Source organism: Pseudomonas sp. WS 5503, assembly GCF_012985385.1.
Classification (GTDB): Bacteria; Pseudomonadota; Gammaproteobacteria; order Pseudomonadales; family Pseudomonadaceae; genus Aquipseudomonas; species Aquipseudomonas paracarnis.
The window spans coordinates 1-19,732 of the sequence record NZ_JAAQWI010000007.1; the positions used below are offsets into that span (position 1 = coordinate 1).

A 19,732-nucleotide genomic window follows, 5' to 3' on the forward strand; every position below is an offset into this window, starting at 1 on the left:
CGCAGGTATGGACTTCAAGCCCCAATTTCCTGGAAAAGAGGTTCTTTCTATGGACATCCGGCATCAGAGATTGAGTAGCGGAATGTCTGAGCTGAAATCATGTCCATGGCTGTTCTTCTTTCCTTTACATTGACGAGTTCTTCGCTGCGTTGACCGAAGGCAAGCGTCGCGACGGTGCGTACTTGTATCCGGCGATGCCCTACACCTCCTACCACCTGATGCCGCGTGAAGACTCGGACGCCATTCATGCGTACCTCAAAACCATCGAGCCGATCGAGCGCGCAGCGCCGGTCACGAGCCTGAGCTTTCCCTTCAACGTGCGCCTGGGCCTGATGGGCTGGAACGTGCTGTACGGCAAAGCGCTGAAACTGGAACCGGCCGAAGGCAAGAGCGAAGCCTGGAAGCGCGGCCAGTACATGGTCGAAGTGCTCGGCCACTGCGGCGAATGCCACACCCCACGTGGCCTGCCCGGTGCGATGGAGCTGGACAAGCGCCTGACCGGCGGCATCCTCAATGGCTATCTGGCGCCCAGCCTGCTCGCCACCGACCTGGCCGCGCGCGGCTGGAATGAGCAGGACCTGGCCACGTTCCTCAAGCATGGCATGAGCGCACAAGGGACGATGTTCAACGAGATGTTCCCGGTGTTCCACAACAGCACCCAGGGCCTGAGCGATACGGACCTGGCCGCGATGGCGACCTTCCTGCTCGGTGATAAACCGCCCGCAGCCAAGGCGCTGGTCGAAGTGCCGGTGGAACACCTTGGCCCGAGCGCTCAGCGCGGCCGCCAGGAATACCTGAACGTCTGTGCCGGTTGCCATGCCGCCGATGGTGAAGGCAAGCCGCACATCGCGGTGGCGATGCGCGGCAACACCACGCTGCGTCTGGAAGACCCGCGCAACCTGGTGCGGGTGATCGAGGACGGGATTGGCGAGCAGAAGTTCTCCGGGTTCGAGCACATGCAACCGATGCCGGGCTTCGCTGGAAAACTCAGCCCGGAACAACTCACCGATCTGATCAATTACCTGCGCCAAGGTTGGGGTGGGCAATCGGCGGAGCTGGCGGTGAGCGATGTGCAGAAGCTGCAGGCTGAGGCGCCGTCCATCGAGCACAAGGCGCACTGACATGCAGCATCTGGATCTGCAGGTGATACGACGGGCGCTGGCGTGGTCGGTGGCGGGGCAGCGCATTTGGCTCTGTACGGTGCTGGCCACCTACGGCTCGGCGCCGCGGGCGCCGGGTTCGCTGCTGGCGGTGAACGCCGCTGGGCAGTGGATTGGGTCGTTGTCGGGTGGTTGCGTCGAGGAAGACTTTCTCGAACGCGTCGCCGAAGGTGCGTTTTTCGCTGCGGTCAACGTGGTGCGCTACGGCGCAGGGGACGATCCGCGCTCGCGGGTCAGCCTGCCCTGCGGCGGCATTCTCGATGTATTGGTGGAGAAGTTCGAGCCTGACTGCGAGGTGCAGGCGCACCTGCGTGAAGTGGAGTCGGCGCTGCTCGGGCAGCGCCGCTTGATTCGCCAGGTCGACCTGGCCAGCGGGGAGCGCAGCCTGGTCGCTGATTGTGAGCAGGGCGTGCGCATCGAGCGTGACAGTGCGCGGGTGCGCATCCGCGTCGGTGCGGCTCAGCGTTTATTACTGGCCGGGTACTCCAGCGTGGCGCAGGCGTGTGCCGAGTTTGCAGTCGGCCTTGGGTTCGAAGTGATTCTCTGCGACCCACGTGATGAAGTGCTCGAAGGCGTGGTGCTTAATGGCGTGGAGATTCGTCGCCAGTTGCCGTCGGTGTTTATTGCCGACGGCGGCTGTCACCGTGATACGGCGGTGGTTGCGCTGACGCATGACCCGCGTATCGACGATCTGGCGATGATGGAAGCGGTGCGTACCGACGCGTTCTACATTGGCGTGATGGGGTCGTTGCAGACCTCGCAGAAGCGCTTTGAGCGACTGCGCCGCATCGGTGGGTTGGGGGAGCCTGAACTGGCGCGGATACACGCGCCCATCGGGCTGAACCTGGGCAGCAGGACGCCGTCGGAAATTGCGTTGGCGGTATTGGCGGATATCGTACGGATTCGTAGCGGGATTGCTCGCGACCAGCTCTGAGGCGCAGACCTGCTTAAAGGCGCGTTGTAATGTGGCGAGGGAGCTTGCTCCCGCTGGAGTGCGTAGCGCTCCCAGGCTTTTGGGGCCGCTTCGCAGCCCAGCGGGAGCAAGCTCCCTCGCCACAGTTTGCCTGTGTTTACATCCCGAATTTATCCCGCAATCCGTAGTACCAAGCCCCCAGCGCCGCAAACGGCGTGCGCAACATTTGCCCACCCGGGAACGGGTAATGCGGCAAGCCCGCAAACGCATCAAAACGCTCAGCCTGACCTCGCAAGGCCTCCGCCAGTACTTTGCCTGCCAGGTGCGTATACGTCACGCCATGGCCGCTACAGCCCTGGGAATAATAGATGTTGTCACCCAGGCGACCAACCTGCGGCAAGCGCGACAGGGTGAGCAGGAAATTGCCGGTCCAGGCGTAGTCGATCTTCACGTTCTTCAGTTGCGGAAAGGCCTTGAGCATTTTCGGTCGGATGATCGCTTCGATATTCGCCGGGTCCCGCGCGCCATAGACCACGCCGCCGCCGAAGATCAGGCGCTTGTCGCTAGTGAGGCGGTAGTAGTCGAGCAGGTAGTTGCAGTCCTCGACACAGTAATCCTGTGGCAATAAAGTCTTGGCTACTTCATCGCCCAGTGGCGCCGTGGTGATCACTTGGGTGCCACACGGCATCGACTTGGCCGCCAGCTCCGGCACCAGATTGCCCAGGTAAGCGTTCCCCGCGACGATAATGAATTTGGCCCTGACCCTGCCTTCGGCGGTGTGTACCACCGGATTGGCACCGCGCTCAATGCGCACCGCTGCCGATTGCTCATAGATCGTGCCGCCCAGGGATTCCACAGCCGCGGCTTCACCGAGCGCCAGGTTGAGCGGGTGGATATGGCCACCGCTCATGTCCAGCAAACCCCCCACATAGTTGTCACAGGCCACCACCTCGCGGATGCGGCGCTCGTCCAGCAACTCCAGTTGCGTATGGCCGTAGCGCTCCCACAGACGCTTTTGCGACTCCAGGTGGCCCATGTGCTTGCTGTTGAGGGCGGCGAACACGCCACCGTCCTTCAAGTCGCACTGGATCTGATACTTGGCCACGCGCTCACGGATGATCCTGCCGCCTTCAAACGCCATCTGCCCCAACAACTGCGCCTGGTGAGGCCCGACGCTGCGCTCGATCACGTCGATATCGCGGCTGTAACTGTTGACGATCTGCCCACCGTTGCGGCCCGACGCACCAAAACCGACCTTGGCGGCTTCCAGCACCGTAACGCGAAAGCCGTTCTCCAGCAGAAACAGCGCACTGGAAAGCCCGGTATAGCCGGCCCCGATCACGCACACATCGGTCTCGACTTCACCTTGCAACACAGGACGGGGCGCAACTGCATTCGCGGAAGCGGCGTAATACGACTGGGGGTAGGGGGTGTTCGCCATCCTGGAACCTCTGTTTTATATTTTTTACGAGTGCGCCGATCCTACCTGAGTTGAAAATTGCCTGCCAGCCACCCGAAAATCACGGGTGTACCCGGCGCAAATAAAAAATTCGCATATTCATAGGGTTAGCTGCAAAAAAGATGTTGACACCCCTTCGGAATTCCGTAGAATGCCGCCTCACAGCAGGCACGTAGCTCAGTTGGTTAGAGCACCACCTTGACATGGTGGGGGTCGTTGGTTCGAGTCCAATCGCGCCTACCAAACAAAATCCGCTCTGCTGGGCGGTCTAGAAGGGCTCACCGAAAGGTGGGCCCTTTTTTGTTGCCTGGAATTTAGGCAAAGGAAAGTCATGACGCCGGGGCGGCGTCCTTTCAGGGCTTGTATGTCCAATCAGGCGAAAAGCGTCGCCACCGCCAGCAGGCAAATTACCTGGGCGAACAGCTGGCAGCGTATTTCGCCAAGCGTGGTCGCCATATTACTCATTTGTCCGGCATACATAGCGGGAACCCTCATTGTCGGCGTGACACCGTGAATGAACTCCAATTACACACAGTTGCATCGTGGAGTATAGGCGCTGATCAGAAATGTTCCCTGCCGACGCCCTAGCGAGTTCATCTTCACGACTTTTCCAAAAAACTGCGCTGAATGTCTGCATGGCACCGTACCGCCCGATGCCATTCCCCCCACAAAAATTATTGGTTTGCAGCAACAATTTTTCTTGTTGGACACCTCTGGGCCCAGGCAGCAAAGTTGCGCCACTGACGCTCGACCTTCCAGGTCAACAATAAAAAACCGAGCCGACTGCACGCCACTTTCAAGCTGTGAGCCCTTTGCCCACATCCTGCTGTAATGGCGCCGCAGCGCGCACTAAAGGACCTCCCCGCCATGCAAACTGTTGTGAACTTATGGCCGTTGATCGGCGTACTTGTCATCGTGGTCGGCTTTGTATTGCGCTTCAATCCGCTGTTGGTGGTCACGGCCGCCGCCATCGCCACCGGGCTTGCCGCCCAGTTCCCGCTGGAAAAAATTCTCGCCACCATGGGCGATGGTTTCCTTCAGACCCGCGCCCTGCAATTGATCCTGCTATTACCGCTGGCGGTGATTGGCCTGTTGGAGCGCCATGGCCTGCGCCTGCATGCGCAGAACTGGATCGCACGCTTTGAACGCGCCACGGTCGGGCGCTTGTTGATCATCTATCTGTTTGTGCGTGAGTCCACGGCTGCCATGGGGTTGACCAGCCTGGGTGGGCATCCGCAGATGGTGCGGCCGCTGCTGGCGCCGATGGCCGAGGGCGCTGCAGAAAAACGTTATGGCAAGCTGCCTGACAAGCTGCGCCACAAGGTACTGGCCATGTGCGCTGCCACCGACAACGTCGGGTTGTTCTTTGGTGAGGACATCTTCGTGGCCTTTGGTGCGATTGCGTTGATGCACACCTTCCTGCTTGGCTCGGGGATTGATGTGGAGCCGCTGCACATTGCGGTGTGGGGCATCCCGACGGCGATCTGCGCCTTCATCATTCACGCTATCCGGTTGCATCGTTTCGACCGGCGCTTGACCCGCGAAATGAGCTCGGCCACCGCTCCGGTGGAGGCTGCTCAATGATTATTTCCATTCAATACCTGTACTGGCTGGCGGGCGTGCTGTTGCTGATCACCGCCGGCATGATCCTGCTCGACCGTTCCCACCCCAAGCGCTGGTCCAGTGCGCTGTTCTGGTTGTTGTTCGCCGTACCGTTCCTTATAGGCGAGCGCCTGCCTTCGGTGGTCATCGGAGTGGGTGTGGTGGTGATGGCATTGATTGCGGGCTTGGGCGGCGTTGGTCGTGGCCAGCATGCCGAATTGCACGACAAGGCGTCCCGCGCCAGTGCCGGGCGCCTGGGCCACAAATTGTTCATCCCGGCGTTGGCGATTCCGCTGACCACGGTGATTGGCTCAGTGTTGCTCAAACACACCGAAATCGGTGGTGTACCGCTGCTGGACCCGAAGAACACCACCTTTGTCTCCCTCGGCATCGGTTGCCTGATCGCCCTTGGCCTGGCCTGCTGGCTGACCCGGGATACGCCGGTACAAGCGTTACGCGAATCCCGTCGCCTGACCGAAGCCCTGGGCTGGGCCATGGTGCTTCCGCAAATGCTGGCGATGCTCGGGCTGTTGTTCAATGAGGCCGGGGTGGGCACGGCGGTCGCTCATGTCACCACCACCTACATCAACCTGGACTACAAGTTGGTGGCGGTGATGGTCTATGTGTTGGGCATGGCCTTGTTTACCGTGATCATGGGCAATGGTTTTGCGGCCTTTCCGGTGATGACCGGTGGCGTCGGCGTGCCGGTGCTGGTGGGGATTTACGGCGGCAACCCTGCGGTGATGGCGGCGATTGGCATGTTCTCTGGCTATTGCGGTACGTTGATGACGCCGATGGCGGCCAACTTCAATATCGTACCGGCGGCGCTACTGGAGCTGCCGGATAAAAATGCGGTGATCAAAGCCCAACTACCCACGGCGCTGATGATGCTGGTGGTCAATATCGTGCTGCTCTATCTGTTGATGTGAGGCGACTGTGCAAAACGTATTGCTGACGGGCTTCGAGCCCTTTGATAAGGCGGCGGTGAACCCCTCTTGGGAGGCCGTGCGCCAGTTGGACGGTGTGCAGCTGTGCGAGGGGGTGCAAATGGTTTCGCATTGCTTGCCCTGCGCATTTGCCACTGCTGCCGAAACCTTGCTCCAGTTGATCAACGAACTGCGGCCGGCAATGGTCATCGCCACGGGCCTGGGGCCTGGGCGCAGTGATATTTCCGTCGAGCGCGTTGCGATCAACGTAAACGATGCGCGTATTCCCGACAATCTGGGGGCGCAGCCGATTGATATTGCGGTAGTGGATGGCGGCCCGGCGGCGTACTTCTCGACGTTGCCGATCAAGGGCATGGTCAAGGCGGTACGTGAGGCGGGTATCGCGGCTTCGGTATCGCAGACGGCGGGGACGTTTGTGTGCAACCAGGTGTTTTATCATTTGCAGCACGCCTTGGTGGGGACTGGGGTGCGCAGTGGGTTTATTCACGTACCTGGTTTGCCTGACGCGGGCGAGCCTTCGATGGCGCTATCGACAATAGTCGAGGGGTTGCGTGTGGCGGCGTTGGCAGCCTGGCAAACCCAGGTAGATATCGCCTTGAGTGGTGGTCAGGTGAGCTGACGGCAGGCGCTGTTGTTTGGGTACGCTGTGTTGCGATTTCAACTACAGTTCAAGGACATATTTGCCTTGGGAAGTCGCCATGTTAAAGCGTACGAAGTTCGTGTCGGTTGCGTTGTCCCTTGCACTGTCCGTGACCAGTGGCCTTGCCTTTGCAGATCCAGGGAATGGCAAAGGCCAGGGTAACAATAAAGGTGATGTCTACGGTGGGCAGGGCAAAGGCCAAGGCAATAGCAAGGGTGATGCCTATGGTGGGCAGGACAACGGCAAAGGTCACGGTAATAACAAAGGTAATGCCCAGGGTGGGCACGGTAAGGGCAAGGACAATGGCGGGCCCTCCAGGAATGACTTCAGCGTTGATCGCGGTCTTGTACTGAACGTGCTGGGCGGTCACCGCGATTATTGGCGCCCTGGCCCGGCCTTGCCGCCTGGCATTCAGAAAAACCTGGCACGCGGCAAGCCCCTGCCGCCCGGCATTGCCAAGAAGCTGGACGGCCGCTTGCTGGGGCAGTTGCCTCGCTACGACGGTTACGAGTGGCAGCAAGCGGGGACCGACTTGATATTGGTGGCCATCGCGACTGGTATCATCTACGAAGTTCTGAACGGTGCGTTTGATTGAGTCGCAGCGCCCTCAGGCTTCACGGCCGGGGAAAAACAACTCAAAACAGGTCACGCCGTCTTCACTGCTTACGCGGTACCGCCCGTTATGCAGCTGCATGATGGTCGCCACGATCGATAGTCCCAGGCCGTTGGACTGGGCTGACCGCTCGCGGGATTCATCCACCCGGTAGAACCGTTCGAACAGCCGCGGCAGGTGCTCGGCCGGGATCGTCTGGCCGTGGTTGCTGACCCTCAGGTTGATGCCCGCACCATCCGGCACTGCCTGGATACTCAGTTCCGAGCCCGGCGCGCCATATTTGATGGCGTTGGCGCACAGGTTGGCCAGGGCACGGCGCAGCAACATCGGTTCAGCCCAAATCACCCCTTCGCCCAAGGCGGTGATGTGCATGTCCACATCACCGGCCAACCCCTCGAAGTAATCCGCGATGCGTTCCACTTCATCCGCTGCGTCCAGCGCCTGGCGTTGGCGCAGTGCGCTGGCGGGGTCGGTGCGGGCCAGGAACAGCATGTTGTCGAGCATTCGCGCCAGGCGTTCCAGCTCTTCGACATTGGAGGCCAGCAGTTGCTGGTAGCTCTCGATGCTGCGCTGCTGCTGCAGGGCAACCTGGGTTTCGCCGAGCAGGTTGTTGATCGGGGTGCGCAGTTCATGGGCCATGTCGGTGGACACTTGGCCCAGTTGTACAAAGCCTTTGGCCAGGCGTTCAAGCATGGTGTTGAACGAGTCGATCATGGGCAGCAATTCTTTCGGTGCGCCGTGGCTGTCGAGCCGTTCGGCCAGGTTGCTGACGCCGATCCCTTGGGCATGCCGGGCCAGGCGGCGCAATGGCAGCAAGCCGCGATGAACCAGCAGGTAACCCACCAGCGCCAGGATGATGGCGGCGAGACTCGCCAGGATGTATACGCTGAGTCGATAACTGGCGAGCACCGCGGTGCGCTCGGTCATCAGGCGGCCGCTGGTGATTTGCAGGCTGCCCAGGTCGCCGGAGTCGATAGCCACGGCCACCAGCGAGAAGGGAATACCGTTCAGGCCTGGCAAATGTTGCACGTCGCTCAACATGAGTTTGTGATCCTTGGGCAGCGGCTGGATCGACGGCAACTCAATATTCCCCGGGTTTACCAGCAGCAGTGGCTGTTTGCCGGGGGCGGCAATGCTCAGCACGGATTCGCGATTGCCCAGCATGTTCTGGAACAGCTCTGGCTTGGTCTTGATCAGGTCCAGGGTATTGCTGTCGTTGAGCAGGTTGCGCAGCTGATCCACCCGGGATATCAGCGCGGCGTCGTCGCGGTGGATCAGTTCGCGCTCCAGTTCCCGGTACAGCGCCACGCCCAGGGTGGCCAGCAGGGCAAAGGCGAGGAGGGCGAAGATCAGTGCAAGGCGCAGGGTCAGGGAGTAAGGGTGTTGGCGGTTCATGGCTGGGTATCGAAGCGGTAGCCAATGCCCCGCACGCTGTGGATCAGCTTGAGCTGGAACGGATCGTCGATTTTCAGGCGCAGGCGGCGCACGGCGACGTCCACCACATTGGTGTCGCTGTCGAAGTTCATGTCCCATACCCGCGAAGCAATCAGCGAGCGGGACAGCACCTGGTCCTGGTGCGTCGCGAACAGATGCAGCAGGGCGAACTCTTTGTTGGTCAGGGTAATGCGCGTGCCGGCGCGGGTGACCCGACGTTTGAGTACGTCAATGTGCAGGTCGGCGATTTGCAGTTGTTCTTCATCCCGGCTCGGGCCGCGACGGTTGAGGGTGCGCAGGCGCGCCACCAGTTCGGCGAACGAAAAAGGCTTGATCAGGTAGTCGTCGGCACCCAGCTCAAGGCCTTTGATGCGGTCGGCGATGTCATCGCGGGCGGTGAGGAACAGCACCGGCGTATCGGCTTCTTTGCGCAGACGGCGCAGCACTTCCCAGCCATCCATTTTCGGCATCATCACGTCCAGTACGATCACGTCGAACGGCGTTTCAAGGGCCTGGTGCAAACCGTCCACGCCATCGCGGGCCAGGCTCACACAATGCCCCAGCTCCTGCAGCCCATTGAGCAGATAATTACCGGCCTTGGGTTCGTCTTCGACTACGAGGATATTCATGGAAGGTGCTCTGCTTCAATAAGTTGCGCCAGTGTAGCCCGATCAATTGTCATTGGCGCAACCGGTGCCCTGGACTTGGTAATCGAGAACATGTTCGCGGTCTTGGTGGTCCAGATAGCGCAGTTGCGCCGGCACAACCCCGCATTGGCCGTAGGTGTCGGTGCTTGACAGCACCCTGGCGACATCCAGGTGCACGAAGAAGCCGGTTTTGTCGTGAATCACGTGGGGGGCGGTATCGGCAGCGAATGCCGAGCCAGTGACGAGCAAAGCGGCGAAGCCCAGGGCAATCAGTTTCATGGTGGTGTCTCACGTTCCGGGTGGGTAGTGAGCTCACGGTAACCAGGCGACCCCAACAGCTAACCAACAGGATCATGACAAGTTCGTCATTTTTTACTTGGAGGTGACGGGCCAGGACTCGGCGTTTACAAGCGTCGAGGTGATCCGTAGATTGCAGGGCCCAGCCCATGAGGAAGCCGCGCAATGTCCAGCCCAACTCCAAATGTATTTACCCGGCGTTACCGCGCCTTTCTGTTCGATATGGACGGGACCCTGCTCAACTCCATTGCCGCTGCGGAGCGCGTCTGGGGCATCTGGGCTGCACGGCATGGCTTGGATGTGGAAGCGTTTCTGCACACCATTCATGGCGCCCGCGCGATTGATACGATCACCCGCCAGGCATTGCCGGGCGTCGATCCACAGGTAGAAGCCCAATGGATCACCGAGGCTGAACTGGACGATGTCGAAGGCATCGTGGCGATTCCCGGCGCGGTGGCGTTTTTGGCGAGCCTGCCCGTCGATCAATGGGCGTTGGTCACCTCAGCGCCAAAGGCATTGGCCGTGCGCCGGCTGCAAGCAGCGGGCATCCCCGTGCCGGCGGTACTGGTGACAGCCGAAGATGTGACGACGGGCAAGCCCGATCCGGCCTGTTATGTGCTGGGTGCTCGGCGCCTGGGCGTGCCGGTTCAAGACTGCCTGGTGTTCGAGGACGCCACAGTGGGTATTCAGGCTGGGGAAGCGGCGGGGGCGGATATCATGGTGGTGACCTCGACACACTTGACGCCGATGGTGACCGCCCATGCTTGCATCGAGCAATACGGTGCGTTGAAAGCCGAGCGTGGGGCTGATGGCTTGCTGTCCTTAAGTTCGTTGGCGCCATGACACGTGGAAGGCCGAGCCCGTTACCGGTCTCGGCCTTCCATGCAGTCGATGGGATCGGACAGTGCCTGCGGTCGGCTGTTTTTCATCCCCTGGCGCGACACCACCATTTCCCTGAGTATCTCGGTGGCGAGCCGGTTGATGGCTTCTGTACCGTGATAATGCGCGCGCACGATGCCGGTAATCGCGAAGTGATCGGTTCCCGGGCCGCTGAGAACGGCTGAGAGAGTACCGTCGGCATGCAGCGTGCACTCAACGGTATAGCTGGGCAGGCGCGCTGCCAGTGCTGACTCGATCTGGGCTTTACTGAGGGTATCCATCTGTATCTGCACCTTTGACTGACTGCGCAAGCCCAATGATAGGTGGTGCGGCGGCGCTGTAAATACCGGCGATCCGATAACAGGTAAACGCCCTCAGCGTGCGGTTTTTCCATGGGTGCGATGAGCGGCGCGCTGACGCAGCTTGCGCAAGATCACCTTCTGGATGGGCTTGAGGCAGAACGCAAGCAGGTAGCCACAGAGCAGAAGCGCAAGATCCAACCAGGAATGGGCGTCGGGATCGGCCCCTTCCACTTCCATTCTCAAGCAGCACCCGAGTGCCACGAATACCAGCCCTATCAGCAGGGCGATGATCCAGGATCTTGAAACAAGCGGTTGCGACGCGGCTGGCCTCATCGACGTGTTCCCGAAATGCACTCGGACGGCAGGATAAAGTGTCAGAAGTTGGGCTGCCAATAGCGCGACAAGTTCCGGATGCCCTGACAGTTTCATCTTGCAGCGAAGGAAGGGCTCAACGTGCGCTGGTCACCCGGGGAAGCGCGAACAGGCCAATTGGGTTTTCGCCAGCCGTTACAGTGAACGAAAAGGCTGGCTACTGGAGGCGTTTCAAGGCGTCTGGTTTTTGTCAGGTGCAGTCAGGCCGGCCTGGATACGCTGGTAAATCTCCTCGCGATGCACGGCAACATCCTTAGGTGCGTTGATGCCGATTCGTACTTGCTGGCCGCTAACGCCCAGGATGGTGATCGTAATGTCATCACCGATGTTTATGCTTTCACCGACTTTGCGGGTGAGTATAAGCATGGACTTCTCCTTGAATTACTTTTAAGGACACATGTTTCAGACAGGGTAGGTGTCGGATGTGTGTAGCTTACTGCGAAGCGCTTCCCTGTGACTGCCTCTTTCTAGGACGCATAGAGGCGACATTAATTCCCATGGCGGTATCATACAGGTCGCGATACATGATTCGCATTGTTTAAGCCAACGTTTATGACGGCCAGAATAGACAGTGAATGGTAAAGTTGCCTCTTTGATCCTCAAAGGAGCAGGGCAGTGCGTAAAGTAGCGATGGCAATTGTGGTGTTGGCGTTGGCCGGATGCGGTGAAGGTAAGTCGGTCGACGCCCCCAAGGCCAAGCCTGCCGTGACCGAAAGCCTGCCGCAAACCGGTGCGATTGCCGCTCAGGAATGGGATATACGGGTCGGCCCGCCGGACCATAAGCTGCAGGCGATCACCGACCTGACCGCCTGGTTGCTGGAGCACGGGTTCAATTTCTACATTGTGAAAGTCGACGGCAAGGATGAGGTGCTATTGGGGCCGTTCGCGACCAAAGCCGAGGCCGAAGCCAAGCAGGCGCTGCTAAACGAAAAAATGGCGCGGGCCAAGAAAAACGACACCGTGTCGGAGATTATCGAACACCAGGCTGCGCAGTAGCAGGTGAAGTGGGCGGGCACCCCGCCCACAGTCAGCCGCAGGCCTTCAGGTTGACCGGGCCGACGAATTCATTACCACGTCCCATCACGCACGCCACTGTCTGGTTGCGCTGGCGCTCCCAGGTTTGCACCGGATAGGTCTTGTTCCAGGCTTCATACAATTGCCGGTCCTGCTTCGACAGGCGCAGGCCATACTGCTTGCTCATATAAAAATACGTGCGTGCGATCATCCCGCGAATGGACGGGCGCGGCATGACTTTCTTCGCCTTGAAGTCCACCTGGGTCAGGCATGAGCCGTACTGCCCGCTTTGCACCGGCAGCCAACCAAAACTGAAGTTGTTACGGTCACCATTCACTTCGCCGATGCTCGGCACCAGGTTGTGCAGGTCTGCCTCGGCGCGCTTGAACACCTCATCATGGCGCGTGCAGTTTTTTCGCCCGCCATTTTGCCAGCATTGGCGCTGATGTCCGATTTGCCAGGCCGGCACGATGTGTTCCCACTCAATGCGTGCAGCGCGATTGGCGTTTTTACGGGGGATGTAACCGCAGGCTTTCAGGTTCACCCGGTTACCGGTGTATTTGCAGCCGCAATAAAATTCGGTGGATTGCGGTGCGTAGAGCTTCCAGGCGATCTTCTTGGCTTCGCTGAAGGTGCGAGGGGCTTGGGCGTTGGCGGTGAAGGTTAAAAACAGACAGCACACAGCAATAAAACGGGCACTCACAATCAATCTTCCTTCGGCACAACCCAAAAAATCTGCACGCCACCGTCGTCCCGATAGGCGAGGGTGACGTTGTCATTCTCTGCAATCTCTTCCAGTAAACGTTGCCAATCGTTCTCCGGTTCCTCGGGTAAACGGAAGATCAACGCCGCCTTGGCTTTCTGCGCGTTGGTCGAATTGATGATTTTTTGCACGCGGATAGCCAGGCGCTGATAGGCGTCAGGCGCTGCAGGTGCTGCGGAAGAGGGCTTTGCCACAGAGCATTCCTTAATTGGCTGTACGCACATACAGTATTTAACTGTAGGCAATTTCGCAACTGCTTAAATTTCAAGAAGTTCGTCTGACAGCGAATCAGGGAGTTTGTTGAGGTTCGGGGGGAGAGGGGCTGAATGTGGCGAGGGAGCTTGCTCCCGCTCGGGTGCGTAGCGCCCGCAAGTATTTTGGGCCGCTTCGCAGCCCAGCGGGAGCAAGCTCCCTCGCCACAAAAGCATCTTTCTACAGATGAATCAGCAGGGATCAGTATTCCCAGAAGATCCGTTGCAGTTCCTTGCTGTCCTGGGTCTTGGTCAGGGCGACCATCGCCAGGATGCGGGCTTTCTGCGGGTTTAGGTCAAGGGCGGCGACCCAGTCGTATTTGTCGTCTGGCTGTTCGGCGTTACGCAGAACCATGCCACCGGCGTTGACGTGAGAAGAGCGAATGATCTGCACGCCTTGTTTACGCAATTCCACCAGCGCTGGAACGACCTTGGACGATACTGACCCATTACCGGTACCGGCGTGAATGATCGCTTTGGCGCCCGCTTGGGCCAATGCCTTGTAGGCAGTGTCGCTCACGTTGCCATAGCCGTAGGCAATTTCAACGTCAGGCAGGCTTTTGATGGTCTTGATGTCGAACTCAGAATCCATGGTGTGACGCTTGGCCGGCAGGCGGAACCAGTAGGATTTACCCTCGACGACCATGCCCAGCGGGCCCCATGGGCTCTTGAACGCTTCGGTCTTGATGTTGATCATCTTGCTGACGTCGCGGCCAGATTGGATCTCGTCGTTCATTGTCACCAGCACGCCTTTGCCCCGTGCATCCTTGCTGCCCGCGACCGCAACGGCGTTGTAAAGGTTGAGCATGCCGTCCGCCGACATCGCGGTGCCTGGGCGCATGGAACCGACCACCACGATAGGCTTGTCGGTTTTTTCCACCAGGTTCAGGAAGTAGGCGGTTTCTTCAAGGGTGTCGGTGCCGTGGGTGATCACGATGCCGTCGACGTCCTTGCTGTCGGCCAATTCGGCGACACGGCGACCCAGTTGCAGAAGGTTTTCGTTATTGATGCTTTCCGACGCAATTTGCATCACTTGTTCGCCGCGAACATTGGCGATCTGGCTAAGCTCAGGAACGCCGGCGATCAGTTGTTCGATGCCGACCTTGGCCGCCTGGTAGGTGGCACTGTTGGCCGCACTGGCGCCGGCGCCAGCGATGGTACCGCCGGTGGCGAGGATGACTACGTTGGACAGTTTGGTCTTGCTTTCGACTTCCTTTGCCTGGGCGGCAACGGGGAACAGCAGCAGAAGGGCCAGGGCGCCCGGAATGACGTTCTTCAATGCAGATTTCATTATTTTTCTCTCTGGTTTTTGATGAGTGCTGTAGCAGGTTCATCTAGAACACCCGGGCGGTTCTGAACGCCGCGAGGTGCTGAGAAAGAGCAGGATTTGTACCAGACTGAGCATGTTGGTTTTTATAAATTAACTTATTGATTTAAAACAACTTAACCTAGGATTTTAGTTTCATGGGGCTTGGCGCTGTCCGGCTTTCCGAACGCGAAGGGTTGTGGTGTTCGGTTGTCCGAAAGCGATCACGATATGTCCGAGCGCTGTGGTCGATCATTCGCAGTGCAGTCTGTCGTTTCAGCGAACGGCAGAAACGGCGAGCTGGCTTAAACGTATCAGCGGTCGGTCGCTCAAGGGAGAGCTTGGAGGGCGTCAATGAAAGGCTTGCTGCTACCGTTGACAAATCTCGACAAGGTTCTCATAGTTTGCTCAACGCAAACGTTTGCGAGATGTTTCACTGCGCCCTTGGCGCATCGTGACAGCTCGTATCAGCCGCCCAGGTGGGAGGGCTGCCGAAGGGCTCTTCGGTGCAAGCGTTGCTCACAATAATCATAAGATCGGAGTGAACCCATGAAGCTGCCATTTGCTGGACGTCTTCTTGCTGTTGCTGTGCTTGCTGCCGCATCCGCCGCTTTGCCTCTCTCTTCTGCATTTGCCGATGACGCTGCCAAAACGCCTACCGTGGGTTTGGTCATGAAGTCCCTTGCCAATGAGTTTTTCGTCACCATGACCGACGGGGCGAAGGATTACCAGAAAGCGCACCCAACAGAATTCAAGTTGATCTCCAACGGCATCAAGAACGAAACCGATACCAGCGCGCAGATCGCCATTGTCAACGAAATGATCAACGCCAAGGTTGATGCGCTTGTCATTGCTCCCGCCGACTCCAAGGCACTCGCCAGTGTGCTGAAAAAGGCTTCCGATGCCGGTATCAAGGTGGTCAACATCGACAATCGCCTGGACCCGGAAGTACTCAAAAGCAAAAACCTCGATATTCCGTTTGTAGGCCCGGATAACCGCAAAGGCTCCAAGCTGGTGGGCGACTACCTGGCCAAGCAACTGGCTGCCGGTGACAAGGTCGGCATCATCGAGGGCGTACCCACTACCACCAATGCCCAGCAGCGCACCGCAGGCTTCAAGGATGCGATGGACGCGGCAGGCATGAAGATTGTTTCCACCCAGTCCGGTAACTGGGAAATCGACCAGGGCAACAAAATCGCCGCAGCGATGCTGAGCGAAACGCCGGATATCAAGGCGCTGTTGGCCGGTAACGACAACATGGCTCTGGGCGCTGTTTCCGCCGTGCGTGCGGCAGGCAAGGCCGGCAAGGTGTTGGTGGTAGGTTACGACAACATTGACGCGATCAAGCCAATGCTCAAGGACGGCCGCGTGTTGGCCACCGCTGACCAGGCCGCCGCCCAGCAAGCCGTGTTCGGTATCCAGAACGCGCTGAAGCTGGTCAAGGGTGAGAAAGTCGATGCTAAAGATGGCGTGATCGAAACCCCGGTCGAACTCGTCATCAAGCAGTAATCCTGGCAGTACCCAACAGCGCCCGCTCGTCCTGAGCGGGCGCCTGGAGATTTTCCTATGTCATCTTCCGCCCCGAACGCTGTCCTCTCGGTCAGCGGTATCGGTAAGACCTATGCCCAACCGGTTCTGTCCGACATCACCCTGACGCTCAATCGCGGGGAAGTGTTGGCGCTGACCGGTGAGAACGGCGCAGGCAAAAGTACCTTGTCGAAGATCATCGGCGGCCTGGTCACGCCCACCACCGGGCACATGCAATTCAACGGTCAGGATTATCGCCCCGCCAGCCGCACCCAGGCCGAAGCCTTGGGCGTGCGCATGGTCATGCAGGAACTCAACCTGCTGCCGACGCTGACCGTGGCTGAAAACCTGTTCCTGGATAACCTGCCGAGCCGCTGTGGCTGGATCAGCCGCAAACAATTGCGCAAAGCCGCGATCGCAGCCATGGCCCAAGTCGGCCTGGACGCGATCGACCCGGACACACTGGTAGGCAGCCTGGGCATTGGTCACCAGCAAATGGTCGAGATCGCTCGTAACCTGATCGGCGACTGCCATGTATTGATCCTCGACGAGCCCACGGCGATGCTTACTGCTCGTGAAGTCGAGATGCTGTTCGAACAAATCACGCGCCTGCAGGCTCGAGGCGTGGCGATCATTTATATTTCGCACCGGCTCGAAGAGTTGGCCCGTGTCGCCCAGCGCATTGCGGTATTGCGCGACGGCAAGCTGGTCTGCGTCGAGCCGATGGCCAATTACAACAGTGAGCAGTTGGTGACCTTGATGGTCGGTCGCGAACTGGGTGAACACATCGATTTGGGCCCGCGCACCATCGGAGGCCCGGCCTTGACCGTGACGGGCCTGACCCGTTCGGACAAGGTCCGCGATGTGTCCTTTGAAGTGCGCGCCGGTGAAATTTATGGCATTTCCGGCCTGATCGGCGCCGGTCGCACCGAATTGCTGCGCCTGATTTTCGGCGCCGACCCGGCCGACAGCGGCACCGTGGCCTTGGGTTCGCCGGCCAAGGTGGTGAGCATTCGCTCGCCGGTGGACGCGGTCGGTCATGGTATTGCCCTGATCACCGAAGACCGCAAGGGCGAAGGCCTGCTGCTGACCCAGTCCATCAGCGCCAACATCGCCCTGGGCAACATGCCGGAAATTTCCGGCGGGGGCGTCGTCAACAGCCGTAACGAAACCGCTCTGGCCAAGCGCCAGATCGACGCCATGCGAATCCGCAGTTCCAGCCCGACGCAACTGGTGTCCGAGCTGTCGGGTGGTAACCAGCAGAAGGTGGTGATTGGCCGCTGGCTGGAGCGCGACTGCGCAGTAATGCTGTTCGATGAGCCTACCCGCGGCATCGACGTCGGTGCCAAGTTCGATATCTATGCTTTGCTCGGTGAATTGACCCGCCAGGGCAAAGCGCTGGTGGTGGTGTCCAGTGACCTGCGTGAGCTGATGCTGATCTGTGACCGCATCGGTGTGCTGTCCGCCGGGCGCCTGATCGAGACCTTCGAGCGTGACAGCTGGACCCAGGACGAATTGCTCGCCGCCGCCTTTGCCGGCTATCAGAAACGTGATGCGCTGCTCAACGAAGCAGCGCCTAGGAATACCCCATGAAAACAAACATTTCCCCCGGTAAAACTGGCGGCAACTTCTATGGCCTGGGTACCTACCTCGGGCTGGCAGGTGCCTTGCTGGCGATGATTGCGCTGTTCTCGATGCTCAGCGATCACTTTCTGTCCTATGACACCTTCAGCACCCTGGCCAACCAGATTCCAGACCTGATGGTGCTGGAGGTGGGCATGACCTTCATCCTGATCATTGGCGGCATCGACCTGTCTGTGGGATCGGTACTGGCATTGGCGGCCTCGGCAGTCAGCGTGGCGATCCTGGGCTGGGGCTGGAGCGTGTTGCCTGCCGCTCTGTTGGGCATGGGTTGCGCGGCGTTGGCCGGCACCATCACCGGTTCCATCACGGTGGCCTGGCGCATTCCGTCATTTATCGTATCCCTCGGCGTGCTGGAGATGGCCCGCGGCGTGGCCTACCAGATGACGGGCTCGCGCACCGCTTATATCGGTGACTCGTTTGCCTGGCTGTCCAACCCGATTGCCTTCGGTATTTCTCCGTCGTTCATCATCGCCTTGCTGGTGATCATCGCGGCCCAGTTGGTACTGACCCGTACGGTCTTCGGTCGCTACCTGATCGGCATCGGCACCAACGAAGAAGCGGTGCGCCTGGCGGGTATCAATCCCAAGCCTTACAAGGTCCTGGTGTTCAGCCTGATGGGCCTGTTGGCCGGTGTGGCGGCGCTGTTCCAGATCTCGCGCCTGGAAGCGGCGGACCCGAATGCCGGTTCGGGCCTGGAGCTGCAAGTGATCGCCGCCGTGGTGATCGGTGGCACCAGCCTGATGGGCGGGCGTGGCTCGGTCATCAGTACGTTCTTCGGGGTGTTGATTATTTCGGTGCTGGCCGCCGGGCTGGCGCAGATCGGCGCGACGGAACCGACTAAACGCATCATTACCGGTGCCGTGATCGTGATTGCCGTGGTCCTCGATACTTATCGCAGCCAGCGCGCCAGTCGGCGGGGCTGAACCATGGCAACGATCAAGGATGTGGCAGCGCTTGCAGGTATTTCCTACACCACCGTGTCCCATGTGGTGAACAAGACGCGCCCAGTCAGCGAGCCGGTACGCATCAAGGTCGAGGCGGCGATCAAGCAGTTGGACTACGTGCCCAGTGCCGTGGCACGCTCGCTCAAGGCCAAGACCACGGCCACCATCGGGCTGCTGGTGCCCAACAGCCTCAACCCGTATTTTGCCGAGCTGGCTCGGGGTATCGAGGATTACTGCGAGCGTAATGGCTATTGCGTGATCCTCTGCAACTCGGATGACGACGCAGAGAAACAGCGCAGTTATTTGCGCGTGTTGCTGGAAAAACGCGTCGACGGCTTGATCGTGACATCCGTGGGCGGTGATGACAGTGGCCTTGCCGCAGGCTTGAGTGCAGTGCGCACGCCGATGGTGATTGTCGACCGGGCACTGGATGGGATTGATGTGGACCTGGTGCGCATCGATCACGAAGAGGGCGCTTACCTGGCGACCCGGCACTTGCTGGAATTGGGGCACCGGGACATCGCCTGTATCGGCGGCCCTGGGCATACCCGCGTGGCGCAGATGCGCCTGGCGGGTTACCAGCGTGCATTGCGCGAGGCGGGCATCGAGGTGTTGGCCAGTCGTACCCTGGAAAGCGATTTCACCAGCACGGGCGGGTATGCCGCAGCTGTACAGTTATTATCGCAACACCCGCCCAGCGCGATTTTCGCCAGCAACGATATGATTGGTTTTGGCGTGCTGCGCGCCGCCACCGAGCGCAATGTGCGGGTGCCGGGCGAGCTGTCGGTCATCGGTTTCGATGACATCCAGATGGGACGCTACGTCTATCCGGCGCTGACGACGGTCGGCCAGTCGATCCTGCAGTTGGGTGAGACTGCGGCCGAATTATTACTGCAACGAATCGCAACACCCCAACTGCCGATCGATCAACGTATCGTGACGCCCAGTATTGTTTTGCGTGAGTCGACCGCGCCATTGGCTGATGTGTTCGCCCAATACCGCTGAACCGAATTGATGA

The 19,732-nt window shown here is 59.5% G+C and carries 21 protein-coding genes, 1 tRNA gene and 1 pseudogene; 13 read left to right on the forward strand and 10 right to left on the reverse strand.

Translation table 11 applies throughout. From position 1 onward, the window contains the following. Nucleotides 1-131 precede the first annotated feature (131 nt). Nucleotides 132-1,121 (forward strand): annotated as a pseudogene (locus HBO10_RS17965) (cytochrome c); the annotation flags it as partial. A 1-nt stretch (nt 1,122) separates the two neighbouring features. Continuing rightward, entirely contained in the window at nt 1,123-2,094 is a 972-nt protein-coding gene (locus HBO10_RS17970; protein WP_034128253.1) for an XdhC family protein, read from the forward strand. Nucleotides 2,095-2,230: 136 nt separating this feature from the next. On the opposite strand, the gene HBO10_RS17975 is transcribed toward HBO10_RS17970, so the two are convergent. Further along, nucleotides 2,231-3,514: an FAD-binding oxidoreductase gene (locus tag HBO10_RS17975; RefSeq protein WP_034128252.1), complete on the reverse strand. Its 1,284-nt coding sequence runs from the start codon at nt 3,512-3,514 to the stop codon at nt 2,231-2,233. Nucleotides 3,515-3,698: 184 nt separating this feature from the next. Here HBO10_RS17975 and HBO10_RS17980 point away from each other — a divergent pair. The 5 genes from HBO10_RS17980 (at nt 3,699) to HBO10_RS18000 (ending at nt 7,316) form a co-directional block, all read left to right on the forward strand. Next, a tRNA-Val gene (locus HBO10_RS17980) sits at nt 3,699-3,775 on the forward strand. A 624-nt stretch (nt 3,776-4,399) separates the two neighbouring features. After that, nucleotides 4,400-5,116: a DUF969 domain-containing protein gene (locus tag HBO10_RS17985; RefSeq protein ID WP_014719143.1), complete on the forward strand. Its 717-nt coding sequence runs from the start codon at nt 4,400-4,402 to the stop codon at nt 5,114-5,116. Beyond that, nucleotides 5,113-6,063, forward strand: a complete 951-nt coding sequence (locus tag HBO10_RS17990; protein ID WP_034128251.1) for a DUF979 domain-containing protein — start codon at nt 5,113-5,115, stop codon at nt 6,061-6,063. The genes HBO10_RS17985 and HBO10_RS17990 overlap by 4 nt, the downstream gene beginning before the upstream one ends. 7 nt (nt 6,064-6,070) lie before the next feature. Next, nucleotides 6,071-6,700 carry a pyroglutamyl-peptidase I gene (gene pcp, locus HBO10_RS17995; RefSeq protein ID WP_034128250.1) on the forward strand — a complete coding sequence of 210 codons (630 nt, stop codon included), beginning with the start codon at nt 6,071-6,073 and terminating at the stop codon, nt 6,698-6,700. A 79-nt stretch (nt 6,701-6,779) separates the two neighbouring features. Further along, nucleotides 6,780-7,316: an anti-virulence regulator CigR family protein gene (locus HBO10_RS18000; RefSeq protein WP_034128249.1), complete on the forward strand. Its 537-nt coding sequence runs from the start codon at nt 6,780-6,782 to the stop codon at nt 7,314-7,316. A 12-nt stretch (nt 7,317-7,328) separates the two neighbouring features. Here HBO10_RS18000 and HBO10_RS18005 read toward each other — a convergent pair whose 3' ends face one another. From HBO10_RS18005 to HBO10_RS18015, 3 genes are read right to left on the reverse strand one after another with little or no spacing between them, the layout of a single operon-like run. Further along, complete coding sequence (locus HBO10_RS18005; protein WP_034128248.1) at nt 7,329-8,729, reverse strand: heavy metal sensor histidine kinase; 1,401 nt, start codon at nt 8,727-8,729, stop codon at nt 7,329-7,331. Next, the gene (locus HBO10_RS18010) at nt 8,726-9,397 is read right to left on the reverse strand and encodes a heavy metal response regulator transcription factor (protein ID WP_032896183.1); all 672 of its coding nucleotides are present in this window, start codon (nt 9,395-9,397) and stop codon (nt 8,726-8,728) included. The genes HBO10_RS18005 and HBO10_RS18010 overlap by 4 nt, the downstream gene beginning before the upstream one ends. A 42-nt stretch (nt 9,398-9,439) precedes the next feature. Further along, nucleotides 9,440-9,694: a DUF2790 domain-containing protein gene (locus HBO10_RS18015; protein WP_034128247.1), complete on the reverse strand. Its 255-nt coding sequence runs from the start codon at nt 9,692-9,694 to the stop codon at nt 9,440-9,442. Between the two features lie 183 nt (nt 9,695-9,877). Between HBO10_RS18015 and HBO10_RS18020 the strand changes: the two genes are divergently transcribed. After that, a complete protein-coding gene (locus tag HBO10_RS18020; RefSeq protein WP_034128246.1) occupies nt 9,878-10,555 on the forward strand; it encodes an HAD family hydrolase in 678 nt (225 codons plus the stop codon). A gap of 20 nt (nt 10,556-10,575) precedes the next feature. On the opposite strand, the gene HBO10_RS18025 is transcribed toward HBO10_RS18020, so the two are convergent. The 3 genes from HBO10_RS18025 to csrA form a co-directional block, all read right to left on the reverse strand. Beyond that, nucleotides 10,576-10,872, reverse strand: a complete 297-nt coding sequence (locus HBO10_RS18025) for a hypothetical protein (protein ID WP_034128245.1) — start codon at nt 10,870-10,872, stop codon at nt 10,576-10,578. 93 nt (nt 10,873-10,965) lie between these two features. Beyond that, nucleotides 10,966-11,226, reverse strand: coding sequence for a hypothetical protein (locus HBO10_RS31365; RefSeq protein ID WP_034128244.1), 261 nt, complete (start codon nt 11,224-11,226; stop codon nt 10,966-10,968). A 210-nt stretch (nt 11,227-11,436) separates the two neighbouring features. Next, nucleotides 11,437-11,631, reverse strand: coding sequence for a carbon storage regulator CsrA (csrA, locus tag HBO10_RS18035; RefSeq protein ID WP_003192511.1), 195 nt, complete (start codon nt 11,629-11,631; stop codon nt 11,437-11,439). 264 nt (nt 11,632-11,895) lie between these two features. On the opposite strand from csrA, the gene HBO10_RS18040 reads away from it, so the two are divergent. Beyond that, nucleotides 11,896-12,261: a hypothetical protein gene (locus HBO10_RS18040; RefSeq protein WP_034128243.1), complete on the forward strand. Its 366-nt coding sequence runs from the start codon at nt 11,896-11,898 to the stop codon at nt 12,259-12,261. A 31-nt stretch (nt 12,262-12,292) separates the two neighbouring features. On the opposite strand, the gene HBO10_RS18045 is transcribed toward HBO10_RS18040, so the two are convergent. The 3 genes from HBO10_RS18045 to HBO10_RS18055 all read right to left on the reverse strand — a co-directional run bounded on the left by HBO10_RS18045 (nt 12,293) and on the right by HBO10_RS18055 (nt 14,584). Continuing rightward, nucleotides 12,293-12,982 carry an endonuclease I family protein gene (locus HBO10_RS18045; protein WP_052199994.1) on the reverse strand — a complete coding sequence of 230 codons (690 nt, stop codon included), beginning with the start codon at nt 12,980-12,982 and terminating at the stop codon, nt 12,293-12,295. A gap of 2 nt (nt 12,983-12,984) precedes the next feature. Next, complete coding sequence (locus HBO10_RS18050) at nt 12,985-13,236, reverse strand: DUF1654 domain-containing protein (protein WP_034128242.1); 252 nt, start codon at nt 13,234-13,236, stop codon at nt 12,985-12,987. Nucleotides 13,237-13,495: 259 nt separating this feature from the next. Further along, on the reverse strand, nt 13,496-14,584 hold the full coding sequence (locus HBO10_RS18055; RefSeq protein WP_034128241.1) for an asparaginase: 1,089 nt from the start codon (nt 14,582-14,584) through the stop codon (nt 13,496-13,498). 564 nt (nt 14,585-15,148) lie between these two features. Between HBO10_RS18055 and HBO10_RS18060 the strand changes: the two genes are divergently transcribed. From HBO10_RS18060 to HBO10_RS18075, 4 genes are read left to right on the forward strand one after another with little or no spacing between them, the layout of a single operon-like run. Beyond that, nucleotides 15,149-16,108, forward strand: a complete 960-nt coding sequence (locus HBO10_RS18060) for a sugar ABC transporter substrate-binding protein (RefSeq protein ID WP_003192504.1) — start codon at nt 15,149-15,151, stop codon at nt 16,106-16,108. Between the two features lie 57 nt (nt 16,109-16,165). Continuing rightward, the gene (locus tag HBO10_RS18065) at nt 16,166-17,719 is read left to right on the forward strand and encodes a sugar ABC transporter ATP-binding protein (RefSeq protein ID WP_034128240.1); all 1,554 of its coding nucleotides are present in this window, start codon (nt 16,166-16,168) and stop codon (nt 17,717-17,719) included. Then, nucleotides 17,716-18,693, forward strand: coding sequence for an ABC transporter permease (locus tag HBO10_RS18070; protein ID WP_034128239.1), 978 nt, complete (start codon nt 17,716-17,718; stop codon nt 18,691-18,693). The genes HBO10_RS18065 and HBO10_RS18070 overlap by 4 nt, the downstream gene beginning before the upstream one ends. Nucleotides 18,694-18,696: 3 nt before the next feature. Next, nucleotides 18,697-19,719 (forward strand): LacI family DNA-binding transcriptional regulator, encoded by a 1,023-nt coding sequence (locus tag HBO10_RS18075; RefSeq protein WP_034128238.1) that lies wholly within the window; start codon nt 18,697-18,699, stop codon nt 19,717-19,719. Nucleotides 19,720-19,732: the final 13 nt, after the last annotated feature.